The sequence below is a fragment of the Mesorhizobium sp. WSM4847 genome, from assembly GCF_055811335.1.
On record NZ_JBVVPY010000006.1, the window covers coordinates 281,792 to 295,051 of the forward strand.

Annotated in this window: 14 protein-coding genes; 9 read left to right on the forward strand and 5 right to left on the reverse strand. The window is 61.3% G+C overall.

Annotated elements, in window-relative coordinates; all coding sequences use genetic code 11:
* Positions 1–112 precede the first annotated feature (112 nt).
* Genes lptG through AC0L28_RS11315 form a run of 3 tightly spaced genes read right to left on the reverse strand, consistent with a single transcriptional unit; the run spans position 113 to position 2,725 of the window.
* Positions 113–1,195, reverse strand: coding sequence for an LPS export ABC transporter permease LptG (lptG, locus tag AC0L28_RS11305; RefSeq protein ID WP_023800697.1), 1,083 nt, complete (start codon positions 1,193–1,195; stop codon positions 113–115).
* A 16-nt stretch (positions 1,196–1,211) separates the two neighbouring features.
* The gene (gene lptF / locus AC0L28_RS11310; protein ID WP_023800696.1) at positions 1,212–2,414 is read right to left on the reverse strand and encodes an LPS export ABC transporter permease LptF; all 1,203 of its coding nucleotides are present in this window, start codon (positions 2,412–2,414) and stop codon (positions 1,212–1,214) included.
* Positions 2,411–2,725: a hypothetical protein gene (locus AC0L28_RS11315; protein ID WP_287073990.1), complete on the reverse strand. Its 315-nt coding sequence runs from the start codon at positions 2,723–2,725 to the stop codon at positions 2,411–2,413. The genes lptF and AC0L28_RS11315 overlap by 4 nt, the downstream gene beginning before the upstream one ends.
* On the opposite strand from AC0L28_RS11315, the gene AC0L28_RS11320 reads away from it, so the two are divergent.
* The 3 genes from AC0L28_RS11320 to AC0L28_RS11330 all read left to right on the forward strand — a co-directional run bounded on the left by AC0L28_RS11320 (position 2,724) and on the right by AC0L28_RS11330 (position 4,951).
* On the forward strand, positions 2,724–2,870 hold the full coding sequence (locus AC0L28_RS11320; protein ID WP_473477418.1) for a hypothetical protein: 147 nt from the start codon (positions 2,724–2,726) through the stop codon (positions 2,868–2,870). The genes AC0L28_RS11315 and AC0L28_RS11320 overlap by 2 nt on opposite strands.
* A gap of 100 nt (positions 2,871–2,970) precedes the next feature.
* Positions 2,971–4,482 carry a leucyl aminopeptidase gene (locus AC0L28_RS11325; RefSeq protein WP_287260713.1) on the forward strand — a complete coding sequence of 504 codons (1,512 nt, stop codon included), beginning with the start codon at positions 2,971–2,973 and terminating at the stop codon, positions 4,480–4,482.
* Positions 4,483–4,501: 19 nt separating this feature from the next.
* A complete protein-coding gene (locus AC0L28_RS11330) occupies positions 4,502–4,951 on the forward strand; it encodes a DNA polymerase III subunit chi (protein WP_473477420.1) in 450 nt (149 codons plus the stop codon).
* A gap of 38 nt (positions 4,952–4,989) precedes the next feature.
* Here AC0L28_RS11330 and AC0L28_RS11335 read toward each other — a convergent pair whose 3' ends face one another.
* On the reverse strand, positions 4,990–5,712 hold the full coding sequence (locus tag AC0L28_RS11335; protein ID WP_473477421.1) for a haloacid dehalogenase type II: 723 nt from the start codon (positions 5,710–5,712) through the stop codon (positions 4,990–4,992).
* A gap of 855 nt (positions 5,713–6,567) precedes the next feature.
* Positions 6,568–7,056 (reverse strand): RidA family protein, encoded by a 489-nt coding sequence (locus AC0L28_RS11340; protein WP_254023828.1) that lies wholly within the window; start codon positions 7,054–7,056, stop codon positions 6,568–6,570.
* Between the two features lie 188 nt (positions 7,057–7,244).
* Here AC0L28_RS11340 and AC0L28_RS11345 point away from each other — a divergent pair, with 188 nt between their 5' ends.
* The 6 genes from AC0L28_RS11345 (at position 7,245) to AC0L28_RS11370 (ending at position 13,251) form a co-directional block, all read left to right on the forward strand.
* Positions 7,245–7,925: a TetR/AcrR family transcriptional regulator gene (locus AC0L28_RS11345; RefSeq protein WP_473477423.1), complete on the forward strand. Its 681-nt coding sequence runs from the start codon at positions 7,245–7,247 to the stop codon at positions 7,923–7,925.
* Positions 7,926–8,155: 230 nt separating this feature from the next.
* A complete protein-coding gene (locus tag AC0L28_RS11350; RefSeq protein ID WP_051505587.1) occupies positions 8,156–8,890 on the forward strand; it encodes a FadR/GntR family transcriptional regulator in 735 nt (244 codons plus the stop codon).
* Positions 8,887–10,062 carry a PLP-dependent transferase gene (locus AC0L28_RS11355; protein WP_287341789.1) on the forward strand — a complete coding sequence of 392 codons (1,176 nt, stop codon included), beginning with the start codon at positions 8,887–8,889 and terminating at the stop codon, positions 10,060–10,062. The genes AC0L28_RS11350 and AC0L28_RS11355 overlap by 4 nt, the downstream gene beginning before the upstream one ends.
* 27 nt (positions 10,063–10,089) lie before the next feature.
* Positions 10,090–11,349: an ABC transporter substrate-binding protein gene (locus AC0L28_RS11360; RefSeq protein ID WP_473477424.1), complete on the forward strand. Its 1,260-nt coding sequence runs from the start codon at positions 10,090–10,092 to the stop codon at positions 11,347–11,349.
* A gap of 119 nt (positions 11,350–11,468) precedes the next feature.
* Positions 11,469–12,404 (forward strand): carbohydrate ABC transporter permease, encoded by a 936-nt coding sequence (locus tag AC0L28_RS11365; protein ID WP_287260719.1) that lies wholly within the window; start codon positions 11,469–11,471, stop codon positions 12,402–12,404.
* A gap of 13 nt (positions 12,405–12,417) precedes the next feature.
* Positions 12,418–13,251 carry a carbohydrate ABC transporter permease gene (locus tag AC0L28_RS11370; RefSeq protein WP_023800682.1) on the forward strand — a complete coding sequence of 278 codons (834 nt, stop codon included), beginning with the start codon at positions 12,418–12,420 and terminating at the stop codon, positions 13,249–13,251.
* Positions 13,252–13,260: the final 9 nt, after the last annotated feature.

Here is a 13,260-nt window from a genome sequence, read left to right on the forward strand (position 1 = left end):
GCAAAAGCCGGGATACTCGGAACGACGCAAGCGAGCAGGCACGCCAAGGCGCTCGCCCCATAGAGGCGCGCCGAATCGGCATGCCTATGGATGCGCAAAACCGCCCCCCTCACTAGCCGTCTTCCTTGTACAGCAAGAAAGTCACCCCGAAGAACATAGCCACGACAACCGGAACCCATGCAGCGACGACTGTGGGTACGAATCCCGCCACGCCGAATGCCTTGACCAGCACTGTCACGACATAAAGCAGAAACCCGGCCAGGACGCCACCCAGAATCATCGTCGCGGATTGTCCCATCCTCGCAAATCGCATCGACACCGTTGCGGCGATCAAAGTCATGGCGACGAGAAGGAACGGCAGCGCTACCAGTGAATCAAATTGCATGGCAAAGGCATTTGCCTTGAGGCCGAAGGAGCGGGCAACCTCGATCTTGCCGGGCAGATCGTAGAAAGGGATGGTTTCCGGGCGCGCCAGCCGCTCTTGCACGAACTCGGGCTTGAGATCGGTCGGTATGCGGTCGGTTGCCACCGATTGGATGTTGCCGTCCCGGAACACCTTGACGTCCTGCAGTTCCCAGTAGCCATCCCGCAAATAGGCGTGCGCTGCGTCCTTGCGTTCGACGATGTCGCCTTGCGGGTTGAGGACGAAGAAGGCGGCGTCGGCCATCTCCAGGCCTTGATTGAGGATGGCGCGCGCGCCGATGATAGTATCGCCGGAACTGGTTTTCTGCCGGATCCAGGGCTCGGCGTCAGCCGAGACGGTGTTCGACTTGCCGGAGCGGAGCTGGGTTTCGATTTTTTCGGACCAGGAAAACGCATACGCGGCGATCGGATTGATGACACCGACCGACAACACCCCGAACAGCAGCGCCCCGATGCAGCACGGCAGCAGGAATTGCCATGCGGATACGCCGGCGGAACGCGCGATGACCAGTTCATACCTGCGATTAAGCGAGACCAGCGTCGCCATCGCCGAGAACAGGCCGACGAACGGCACCGTCTGCAGCATGATCATCGGCATTCGCAATCCTGAGATGGCAAACGCCGTGCCGTAGGTAAAACCCGGCAAGCCGGTCGTGCGGCCGGAAAGCTCGGTGAAGTCGATCAGGAACACAAGCGCCAGGAGGCCGATGAAGAACCAAATGGTGATCGTCACGTAGCGGAAGAAGAAGTATCTGCCCAGAGTCCAGCCCATTAGCGTGTCCAGCCCATCAGCTGGCCTCTTGGCCAGAAGCGCCGCGCCTGGCGAAGCGGAGCTTCAGGGCGCTCCAGCCGTCACCGAAGCGGCCGGCGAAATTCGTCATCCAGTCGGCCCAGGCGACCGGCAGTTCCATGGTCCGGTTGGAGACGATGAACCATGTCGCGACTGCGGAGGCCACAATAGGAACGCCGTAGACCACATAGGCGTATTGCGGAATGTTGTCGGCCTTCCCAGCGGCAAAGAAACCGAGCCAGCGCACAAAAAGGGCAATCGCGATAGACGTGATCAGCGGATGAATGCGCGCCTCGCGATGGGAGCGCGCGTCTCCCGCGACTGCAAGCGCGATCAGCGCGAAAACGAGTGAATAGGACCATTCGGAGAAACGCTGGTGGACCTCGGCCAGGTACTTGTTCGGCCTTTTCTGGAACATCTTGTCGTTCGGACTGGGATTGAGCAGGTACTGTGTCGTCCGGTCCTTCGGCAAGAGCAATACCTCCGATGAGGCCGACATGAAGGCCGACAGGTCGAAGGCATAGGAGGTGAACCGGATGACCGAAAGATCGCCGGCCAGCGTTTTGCGATGGATGACGCCGTCGTTCATCATCAGCACCCGCTCGTCGCCACTTTCGATGATGGCGCCGCTCTTGGCGTAGTAGATGAGGTTGACGCCTTCTTCGCGTGAATCGGCGACAAAAATGCCGCCAAGGCGGTTGTCCGGAAGCCGCTGGCCGATCTGCAGGAACAGGCCGTCGTCGATCTTGTGGAAGGTGCCTTCCTGGATGATGAGCGACAGAAGATCGGCGCGCGACGACGCCACCAGCTCGCGGTTTTTCTGTCGTGCATAGGGGTCGACGCCGTTGTCGACGGCGAACGAAAAAACACTGGCCGCCAGTGCCAGGAGCATGATCGGCCTGACGATGGTCCAGCGCGAAGCGCCTGCGGCGTTCAAGACGGCAAGCTCAGAATCGGAATTCATCGCGCTCAGTGTCTGCGCGACCGCGACCACCAGGGCGAAGGGCACGACGATCGGGACGATCGACGGAATGATCAGCGCAGCGACCTCGAAGAAGGTCAGCGCCGACTGCCCGCTGTCGGTCACGAGATCGATGCGGGCGAGCACCTGCGTCGTCCACACGATCGCCAGCGTCCAGATGAGCGCTGCGAGGAAGACCGCCAACGCACGACGCATGATGTAGCGTTCAACGACCTTCATGAAGGCTTTTCTCGATTTTGCCGAACGGCATCATGCCTCCAGACAAGGTAGTCGCCCGGCGACGCCTGCACAACCGGTCCGTTGGCGGTTCGATCTGGTTCCCGTCCCACATCGTTGTTTCCGGTGGCCGGAGTGTCGGCGGCATTGGATAAGAAAGGGCGAACATCAATGGTTAACAACAGGTTGCGGCAGTAAAGCGGGGCCGTGCCGCGACGAATCGCCATCGATTCCATCTGCCATATGGGATCGGATTCCGGCAAAGTCTTGCCAAATGCCGGAAAACGACCAAATGTCGCGCCGGTCACCGACATGGCCGCCGCGGCTGCGACAGGTACAAGCATGAAAGCAGAAGTAACAGAATTGCGCAGCAAAACCGGCCAGGAATCGATTTTTCACGGTGCGGTCGTGATCGGCGCCAACACAATCTCGCAGCAGATCGCCAGGCAGGGGCGATGATTGAAAATGGGGGTGGTGCTTCCGGTCGGAAACAGCCAAATATCTGGCTCGTCAAGGCACTCCCCCGAAAACCCAACGCCTTTCCCGAAAGCAGGACATGATGACTTCGAGACCTTCGATCGCCTTTGCCAGGTTCGCAGTGCCCAAAAAAGGCAGCGTCTTCATGCTGGCGGCCAACGATGGCGGTCTCGGCGACGCGGCAAAGGCTTGCGATCCGGCAAAGACCCTGGAGCGGGCGTTTCCGGTGGCCGACTTTTCCGGCAAGTTCGCCGGCCTGGTCGAAGTGCTGGCGCCGGAGGGCACATCGCTCGACCGGCTGGTGGCGGTCGGCGCCGGCAAGGTCTCGGCGCTCGACGACTATGCCTGGCTCAAGCTTGGCGGCACCATCGCTGCATCGTTGCGCAAGGCGACGGAGGTGGCGGTCATGCTCGATCTGCCGGGTGCTGACGTCGGCGGCAGGCAAGCGGCACAGCTTGCCGCGGGCATTCTTCTGCGCAGCTATGCTTTCGACAAGTACAAGACGAAAAAGGACAATGGCGACGGCCAGCGCGACGGCAACAAGGCCGAGCCCAAAAAGCCGGTTAAGGTGACCATCCACACCGCCGACCCGGCGTCGGCGAAAAAGGCCTTCGCCGACGAGGTGGCGGTGATCGACGGCGTGCTCCTGGCGCGCGATCTGGTCAACGAACCGGCCAATATACTGGGGCCGGTGGAATTCGCCGCCCGCGTCAACGAACTGGAGGCGCTCGGCGTCGCGGTCGAGATCCTGGTCGAGAAGGAGATGAAGAAGCTCGGCATGGGCGCGCTGCTCGGCGTCGCACAAGGCTCGCCGCGTGGCGCGCGCCTGGCCGTCATGCGATGGAACGGCGGCAAGGCCAAGGACAGCCCGATTGCTTTCGTCGGCAAAGGCGTCACTTTCGACACCGGCGGCAATTCGATAAAGACGGCCTCCGGCATGGAGGACATGAAGGGCGACATGGGCGGTGCGGCCGCGGTGACCGGGCTGATGCACGCGCTGGCCGCGCGCAAGGCCAAGGCCAATGTCGTCGGCATCATCGGGCTGGTGGAAAATGCCGTCGACGGCCACGCGCAGCGCCCCGGCGACATCGTCACTTCGATGTCGGGCCAGACCATCGAGGTGCTCAACACCGACGCCGAAGGCCGCCTCGTTCTGGCCGATGCGCTGTGGTACTGCAGCGATCGCTTCCAGCCGAAATTCATGGTCAATCTGGCGACGCTGACCGGCGCCACCATGGTCGCGCTCGGCCAGCACTATGCCGGGCTGTTCTCCAACAATGACGAATTGGCGAACAGGCTGACGAGCGCCGGGCAGGCGACGCAGGAACGAGTGTGGCGGATGCCGCTCGGCACCGAATACGACAAGCTGATCGATTCGAAAAATGCCGACATGAAGAACATCGGCGGCCGCTATGGCGGTGCCATCATCGCGGCGCAGTTCCTGCAGCGATTCGTCAGGGATACACCCTGGGCGCATCTCGACATCGCCGGCACCGCGATGGGCGCGCCGTCCAGCGAGATCAACCAGTCATGGGCCTCCGGCTTCGGCGTCAGGCTGCTCGACCGGCTGGTTCGCGACAACTACGAGGAGTGAGGCCCTTCAAGGCGCGATCATGGCCGACGTCCTGTTCTACCACCTGACCGAATCGACTCTGGAGGATGCGTTGCCCGGCCTGCTCGAGCGCAGTGTCGATCGCGGTTGGCGCGCCGTGGTACAGACCGGCTCCGAAGAACGGCGCGACGCGCTGGACCAGCATCTTTGGACCTTCAGGGACGATTCCTTCCTGGGGCATGCGACGGACCGCGAATCCTATCTGGCCGAGCAGCCGATCCTTTTGACAACCGGCCATGACAATCCGAACGAGGCGCAGATACGCTTCCTGGTTGACGGCGCGGTGCCGCCGAAGCTTGCCGGTTATGAGCGCGCCGTGTTCCTGTTCGACGGCCACGATGCGGCCCAGCTCGAGGCGGCGCGCACGCACTGGAAGACGATGAAGGAAGCCGGCCACGCAGTCACCTACTGGCAGCAGACCTCAGACCGGCGCTGGGAACGCAAGGCGTAGTAAAGCCTGCCGCCTGGGCGATCCGCACCCTGGGGTTGCTACAACTGAAGTCGTTCAGCCAAGTCAATGAAGTCGCTGGCCACCAGGTCCCAGGCTTGATCAGGGTGCATGTCCGTGGTCTGCGCTACCCCGTGCTCGGTCGGACGCGGGACAAAGGCTGTTCGCAATCCGCATGCCCGAGCCGCTGCAAGGTCGCCATTGTGGGCGGCCACAAGACAGATCTCATCCGGCTTCATTGACAGCACGTCAGCGGTGCGAAGATAGGCTTCCGGCGCAGGCTTGTAGGCTTGCACGACTTCGGCGCCGAGGATCGCATCCCAGGGGATGCGACTGCGCTTCGCCATATTGAGCATGAGGGCGATGTTGCCGTTCGAGAGCGGCGCGATGATATAGCGGGCCTTGAGCCGTGTAAGGCCGGCCACCACGTCCGGCCATGGCTCCAATCGGTGCCATGCCAGGTTCAGTTCGTCCAACTCGGACGCTGGCACCGAAGCCGGGTCGATCCCGAATTCTGGCAATATGGGTTCCAGATTCTCCCGATGCAGCACGTCGAGCCGTGCAAAGGGCCGCCGGCCGCTGCGCACCTCCTCCATCGCTGGGGAGTAACAGCGGCGCCACGCATCCGCGAAAGCGGTAGGAATAGCGGATCCTGCTCCATGCCGCTTCAGGAACGGTTCAACTTCGCGCGCCACGCCGCTGCGCCAATCGACGACAGTGCCGAACACGTCGAATACCAACGCACGTACGCCATCCAATGCCATCAACATTCGGCTCCTCGATCCGCACACTGTTTTTCCTTCGTCGCCTGCCTCGTTTTCCCCTTTTTCACGGCCTTGCCGATTTGCTCGGCGATGCGGTCGGGCTTACGCGCTATGACGGCTGTGCAAATTAGATTGCGATATTCCAGTGGCCTGGGCGCCGGCAACAACCCGGTACCGGCATGAGCGGAAGGGTGGCGGGCGCCACCATCGCGCCCACCCTCCTTCATTCGTTTGCCTTGAGCCAGATCTTTTGCGGACCGTGACCCTTGAAGGGGTATTGTGGATCACTCGGATCGTAAACGAGTGATGGCCCGCCGGCGTCGAGGGGCGGGCACCAACGAAAACTGAACCCGTCGCTTCTCAACGAGAGTTCAAGATCGCAGCCTCCAAATGCGAGGCCGACCCGGCGTCCCATTACCTTTTGATCCCGCTGAAAGTACTCCCAGATCATCTTCTGGGCTCGGTCGCTGGGCATCGCCGCGTCCGTGAACTCCAAGTACATCGTCCAGGTCTTCGGTCTGATAAGGAGGCTCCTAATCGCATCCCCTCCAGGAGAATTATCGGCTCCGAAAGCGGAAACGGAGAGTAGGACGATTGCCAAGGTGGATCGGATTGCCCGCATCATGCAGATCCCGTTAAGCACCATCTGTGCCTTGTTGTAGCGCGGTCAGGGAGGCAAATCAGCAAAATGTCCGGTTATGGCATGATCTCGGAAATGCCGGCTGTCCGGTTTTGATGTTGATGGCGTCTAATTACTGATCGCGGTGGGGACGCCCATTGCTGAGCGTCCCTACCGCAATCCTTAATTCGTAATTCCGCGAAGCTCATGACAATTGCGAAAGGCGAGCGGCACCACTATTCCAGAATGACGACGGCCTCCACCTCGAAGAGCATGGGGTCAATTGCAAGCTTGGGAACGGGAATCAGGGTCTGCGCCGGCAGCGCTTCACCGAACATTTTTTTGACGTTCTTGGTCAACACCTCGAGCTTGGACATATCGTGATCGACCACGAAGACGGTGAGCTTGGCGACCTGATCCGGCCTCGCACCGAGCGCATCGAGGGCGGTGCGCAAATTTGTGTAGGCCTGCTCAACCTGGACAGCGAAGTCGGGCGACAAGGCTCCCGTGCTGTCTTGGCCGCCCTGTCCGGAGATGTAGGCCACCCGGGCTCCGCGCGGCGTGATCACCGCCGTGCTGTAGCCATTTGGCGACGGATCGTAGAGGTTTTGTGGATTGACGATGGTCAGCTTGAGATCCTTCTCATTGGCTGTCGTGGCAGTGGGAACTCCCATGGTCATGATGATTAGCCCTTCGATAAGCAGATGCTTGATTGCGCGTGACATGATTTTCTCTTGACTATGCGAGCAACGTGCCTCGCGGCCGGCATTATTGAACTTTAACCGTATCGCCCATACGATGACTCGTGCGACGTACGAGTCATCGTATGGTACGCCGTACGAGTCAATCGTTCAGATCGACATTCGTTCGCGTTGCCGGTCAAAATCGACGTTCTGAACAGCGAGGAAGACGGATGGCGACCAAACGCAGCGGCCGGAGCAAACGAGGGATAAATGAGCGGCTCCAGCCCTTGCAGGAGCCGCGCAGTGAACCGCCGCTCTCTCGGGAACGTATCGTGGCGACCGCGGTGGAACTGCTTGACGCTCAAGGAGTCGACGGATTGACGATGCGTCGGCTGGCCGATCGCCTCGGCTCGGGCGTGATGAGCATATATTGGCACGTCGACAACAAAGAGGATGTCTTTGATCTGGCGCTCGACTCGGTGCTTGAATATCGCGGACCGCCGCAAATAGCTCAAGACTGGCGCGGAGAAGTCGTTCATGTGCTCGAAGACTGGCGCGCCAGCATGCTGCGCCACCCTTGGTCGGCATCGCTGTTGCCGCGCCGGGCGCTCGGCCCGAACATCCTCGGTCGCTTGGAACTGCTGAGCAAGACCTTGTCCAGGGCCGGTGTTGCGGACGCAGATGTGAACGTTGCGATATGGTCGCTCTGGAACTATGTGATGGGCGCCACCATCACCCGGGCGAGCTTCGACCTCTCGGACGACGACAGGGCCGCTGCGCAGCAGCGCCTTACGCGTCTCAGCGAACGTTATCCGACAATCGAACGCTCTCGTCTGCTGTTGGACAATGATTGGGACGGCGCTTTCAGGAATGGCCTCGGCTTCCTGCTCGATGGCCTCTCTCCAAAATGAGGCTGAACGGTAGCTTTGGCTGAAAGCGACTGTCGCAAAATCGCTGATTAAAATCACAGTTTTGCAGCTGATTTTTGCAAGGTCGCAGAAGACGCGGCAACGTCCAGGGTTCCGCAATGGGTGTGAGCCGAAATGCAACCTCTGCACTGCCGAAGCCACTTGACGAAAGGCCGGTGGCGCGCAAAGCTGCTAAGATGTCAGACCAATTTTGGGCGTAGGTACCCATGCGTATGCGCGGCGAACTGCCCGGGGCACCTGCCACGCGTGTGGCAATCGCCACGCTCCCGCCGTTGGACCGCGGCAAACAAGTCATGGAAGCGCTGGCAGACTATGTCGAGCGCGCTGCGCTGAAGAGCGGTGACCGGCTTCCGACCGAACGCGAATTGATGGCCGCGCTTTCAGTGGGGCGTTCGACGATTCGCGAGGCGATGGGGCGTTTCGAAGCGCTCGGCGTCACCGAGACCCGCAAAGGCAGTGGCACCTATCTGCTCAAGCCGATATCCGCCGGCACGATCCATTTGCCGCTGTCGCTCAATACGGCTGAGCTGCGCGATGGTCTCTTGCACACCCTCGAGGTGCGCCGCGGCATCGAGGCCGAGGCAAGCATGGTTGCGGCGCGGCGGCGGACAGTCGACGATCTGCGGACGATCGAGGAAAAACTTATCGAGATGGAGCGCGTCCATCTCGCCACCGGCACGTCGGGGCCGGAAGACCTGGCCTTTCACCTGGCGGTCTACGATGCCACGCACAATCCGCTTTTCCGGCAGCTCCTGGGGCAGATGCGCGAAGCGTTCGAGCGCTTCTGGGACCATCCTTTCGACCGGCAGGATTTCGCGCGGCGATCGTTCCCGTATCACCGTGAGCTGTTCGATGCCATCGTCGCCGGGGACGCGGAGCTGGCGCGCGGAAAAACGCTGAAGATCCTCGAGATCGTGGAACAGGATATCGAGGAAATGTCGAAATGAATGGCCCGGATTTTTTCGACCAGGCCTCGCTGATCGCCGCCCATGACGAGGGCAACGCCTTCGATGCCGTCGTCCCGCCGATCGTGCAGACCTCGCTCTTCACCTTCTCGAATTATGACGAGATGCTCGAAACATACCGCGGCGAAAAAGTGCGGCCGACCTACACGCGCGGGCTGAACCCGACCGTGCGCATGTTTGAGGAAATGCTGGCGAAGCTGGAGGGCGCCGAGGACGCGATCGGTTTTGCAAGCGGCATGTCCGCCATCTCATCGGCAGTGCTGAGCTTCGTCGAACCGGGCGACCGCATTGTCGCGGTCAGGCATATCTACCCGGACGCGTTCAGACTGTTCGGGACGTTGCTCGCGCGCATGCGCATCGAGGTGACCTATGTCGACGGGCGCGACGAGGCGGCTGTCGCGAGCGCCCTGCCTGGCGCCAGGCTGTTCTATATGGAAAGCCCGACCAGCTGGGTCATGGAAACCCATGACATCGGCGCGCTCGCTGCGCTGGCAAAGTCCCGCGGCATCCCGACCATCATCGATAACAGCTGGGCCAGCCCGGTCTTTCAGCGGCCACTGTCGCTCGGCGTCGACGTTGTGGTCCACTCCGCATCCAAGTACCTGGGCGGCCACAGCGACGTGGTGGCCGGCGTGGTCGCGGGCTCGAAGGAATTGATCGGCCGCATCCGCGGCGAAGCCTATCCATATCTCGGCGGCAAGCTGTCGCCATTCGATGCCTGGCTCTTGATTCGCGGCTTGCGCACACTGCCGATTCGGATGCGCGCTCATCAGGCCTCCGGCCTCGAAATCGCACGGCGCCTGCGGGATCATCCAATCGTTGAGAGGGTCTGCCATCCAGGGTTGGCCAACCTGCTTCCCGCAGGGCTCACCGGCACGTCGGGCCTGTTCTCATTTGTCTTCCGCGACGGCATCGACATCCGCACCTTTGCGGACCGCCTCAAGCTGTTCAAGCTGGGCGTGTCGTGGGGCGGCCACGAAAGCCTCATCGTGCCCGGCGAGGTCGTGCTGCAGCAGAAGGCCCAACCCAATTCCGCGATGGCGTTCGGCGTCCATCCGCGGTCCGTGCGTCTCCATGTCGGCCTCGAGGGAACCGAGGCGCTGTGGAGTGACCTGGAAACGGCGATCGACGCCGCTTCCGAAGAAAAGACCTGAAGCAACCAGACAAGAAGGGAACGGAAAATGAAGAAGCTTCTTATCGCCGCATTCGCCACCGTACTGATGTCGGGTGCTGCACTCGCCGACACGACGCTGAAGCTCGTGGAGGTGATCACCAGCCCCGAGCGTACCGAAACCCTGAAGTCGATCGTCGCCAAGTTCGAGGCGGCCAACCCGGGCACCAAGGTCGAGGTGATCTCGCTGCCTTGGGGCGAGGCGTTCCAGAAATTCGCGACCATGGTGTCTGCCGGCGAAATCCCCGACGTCATGGAGATGCCGGACACCTGGCTGTCGCTCTATGCCAACAACGGCCTTCTCGAAAGCCTCGAACCCTATCTTGCCAAATGGGAGCACACCTCGGGCCTCACCGATCGCGCGCTCGAACTCGGCCGCGACGTGAACAACACCGCCTACATGCTGCCCTACGGCTTCTATCTGCGGGCGATGTTCTACAACAAGAAGCTGTTCAAGGAGGCTGGTGTCACCGAGCCGCCCAAGACAATGGACGAGTTCGTGGCGGCATCGGAGAAAGTATCCAAGCTTCCAGGCAAATATGGCTACTGCCTGCGCGGCGGGCCGGGTGGCCTCAACGGCTGGATCATGTTCGGCGCAACCATGGCCGGCTCCAACGAGTTCTTCAATGAGGACGGCACCTCGACCATGAACAGCGAGGGCTGGGTCAAGGGACTGACCTGGGTCGTCGATCTGTACAAGAAGGGATTGGCGCCGAAGGACAGCGTCAACTGGGGTTTTAACGAAATCGTCGCGGGATTCTACACCGGCACCTGCGCAATGCTTGATCAGGATCCAGACGCGCTGATCGCGATAGCCGAGCGGATGAAGCCGGAAGACTACGGCGTCACGACCATGCCGAAGGGGCCGAGCGGCAAGACGTTCCCGACCATCGGCTATGCCGGTTGGTCGATGATGGCGGCCAGCCAGAACAAGGACCTCTCCTGGAAGCTGATCGAAACGCTCGAAGAGCCCGAGGGCAATGTCGAATGGAACAAACGCACCGGAGCACTGCCGGTCCACAAGTCGGCCGAAAAGGATCCCTTCTACGCAAGCGAGCAGTTCAAGGGCTGGTTCGCTGAACTCGAGGACAAGGATGCGGTGCCAACGGTTATGCCGACCTATCTCGAGGAGTTCGCCTTCTTCAAGGACTCGATGGTCATCAAGACCAGTCAACAGGCACTGCTTGGCGATATCACGCCAGAGGAAATGGCCAACCAGTGGGCCGACTATCTGACCAAGGCGCAGCAGAAATACCTGGCCAAGAAATAAACGGCGGACGCCAGGCATCGGAGCCGCCCATCGCGGACGGCTCCGATGGCTCTCGTCCAAGGTCGGTTGGAAGGATGGTCGATTGGACGGATGGCCAATTGGAGCGAATGCGTTAGCTGATGGTTTTTGACGCCACCGCCGGGTTCCCCGAATCGCGCCGCCGGTCGCTGGTCGACCGGATCACGCGCCACGCCGAGCCATATCTTTACACCGCCCCGGCGCTGATTCTGATCGTCACCATCATGCTGGCGCCGCTAGTGCTAGGCCTGTCCTACGCCTTCCGCGACGTGCACTTGCTCAATCCCTTCTCCGGCGGGTATGTCGGGCTTGATCATTTTCGCACCCTTTATGACGACGACAATTTCTATCGAGCGCTGCGCAACACGCTGTGGTGGACCGGCGCGTCCGTCTTGCTGCAATTCGTGTTCGGCCTGATCCTGGCGCTGTTGCTCGACCGGCCGTTCGCCGGCCGCGCCATAGCGCAGGCGCTGGTGTTCCTGCCCTGGGCGGTACCGACTTTCCTCACCGGGCTCAACTGGGCGTGGCTGTTCAACCCCGTCATCGGACCGCTGCCGCATTGGCTTTATGCGCTCGGCCTCATGAATGAACCGGCCAACATCCTTTCCAATCCGCAGCTTGCCATGTGGGGACCGATCGTCGCCAACGTCTGGTGGGGCATTCCCTTCTTCGCCATCACGCTGCTGGCCGCGCTCCAGGCCATCCCGCGCGACCTCTACGAGGCGGCGGCGATCGACGGCGCCGGGGCATTCAGGCGGTTCACGTCGATCACCTTGCCGTTCCTTGCGCCGACCATTGCGATCACCGTGCTGTTGCGCACCGTCTGGATCTCGAACTTCGCCGACCTGATCATCGTCATGACCAGCGGCGGGCCTGCCGACCGCACCCAGATCGTCGCGAGCTACATCTTCACGCAAGCCTTCAGGGCCCTGGATTTCGGCTATGCCTCGGCCATTGCGCTGGTGCTGCTCGTCCTGTTGCTCGCCTATTCGATGCTGATCGTCATGCTGCGGCAAGTCCTGATGGATCGGGCCTGATCGGGATGACCAGATGAACAGCTATTCGACCTTCGGCACCGCGCTGCACCGCCTGGCGATCCTCTGCTACGTCCTCTTTGCACTGTTCCCGCTGTTCTGGCTGTTGAAAGTATCGGTCACGCCGAACGACCTGCTCTATTCCGAGGGCGTGCGCATGTGGCCGTCACGGATGAGCTTTGAACATTTCCGCTTCGTGCTGGCCCACAGCGCATTCCCGGTCTTCTTCAGGAACAGCATGATCGTTGCCGGCGCGACGGCCGTGATCGTGACGCTGCTTGCGTCTCTCTCCGGCTATGCGCTGTCGCGCTTCACCTTCCGCGGCAAATACTGGCTGGTCGCGCTGATGCTGCTCACCCAAATGTTTCCATTGGTGATGCTGGTCGCGCCGATCTTCAAGATGCTCTCGCCACTCGGGCTGACCAACAGCCTGACCGGGCTGGTGGTCGTCTACACCGCCTTCAACATCCCCTTCGCGACGTTCCTGATGCAGTCGTTTTTCGACGGCATTCCCAAGGAGTTGGAGGAGGCGGCCAAGATCGATGGCGCCACGCAGTTCATGGCGTTTCGCCAGATCGTCCTGCCGCTGACGCTGCCCGGCATTGCGGCGACGCTGGGTTTTGTATTCACCGCCGCATGGAGCGAACTGCTGTTCGCGCTGATGCTGATTTCGGGCAACAGCGCCGCCACGTTTCCGGTCGGTCTGCTCACCTTCGTGTCGAAGTTTTCGGTCGATTTCGGGCAGATGATGGCGGCCGGCGTGCTGGCGCTGGTCCCGGCCTGCCTCTTCTTCCTGTTCATCCAGCGCTATCTGGTCCAGGGCCTGACGGCCGGCGCGGTCAAGGGCTGAGTGAGGTTC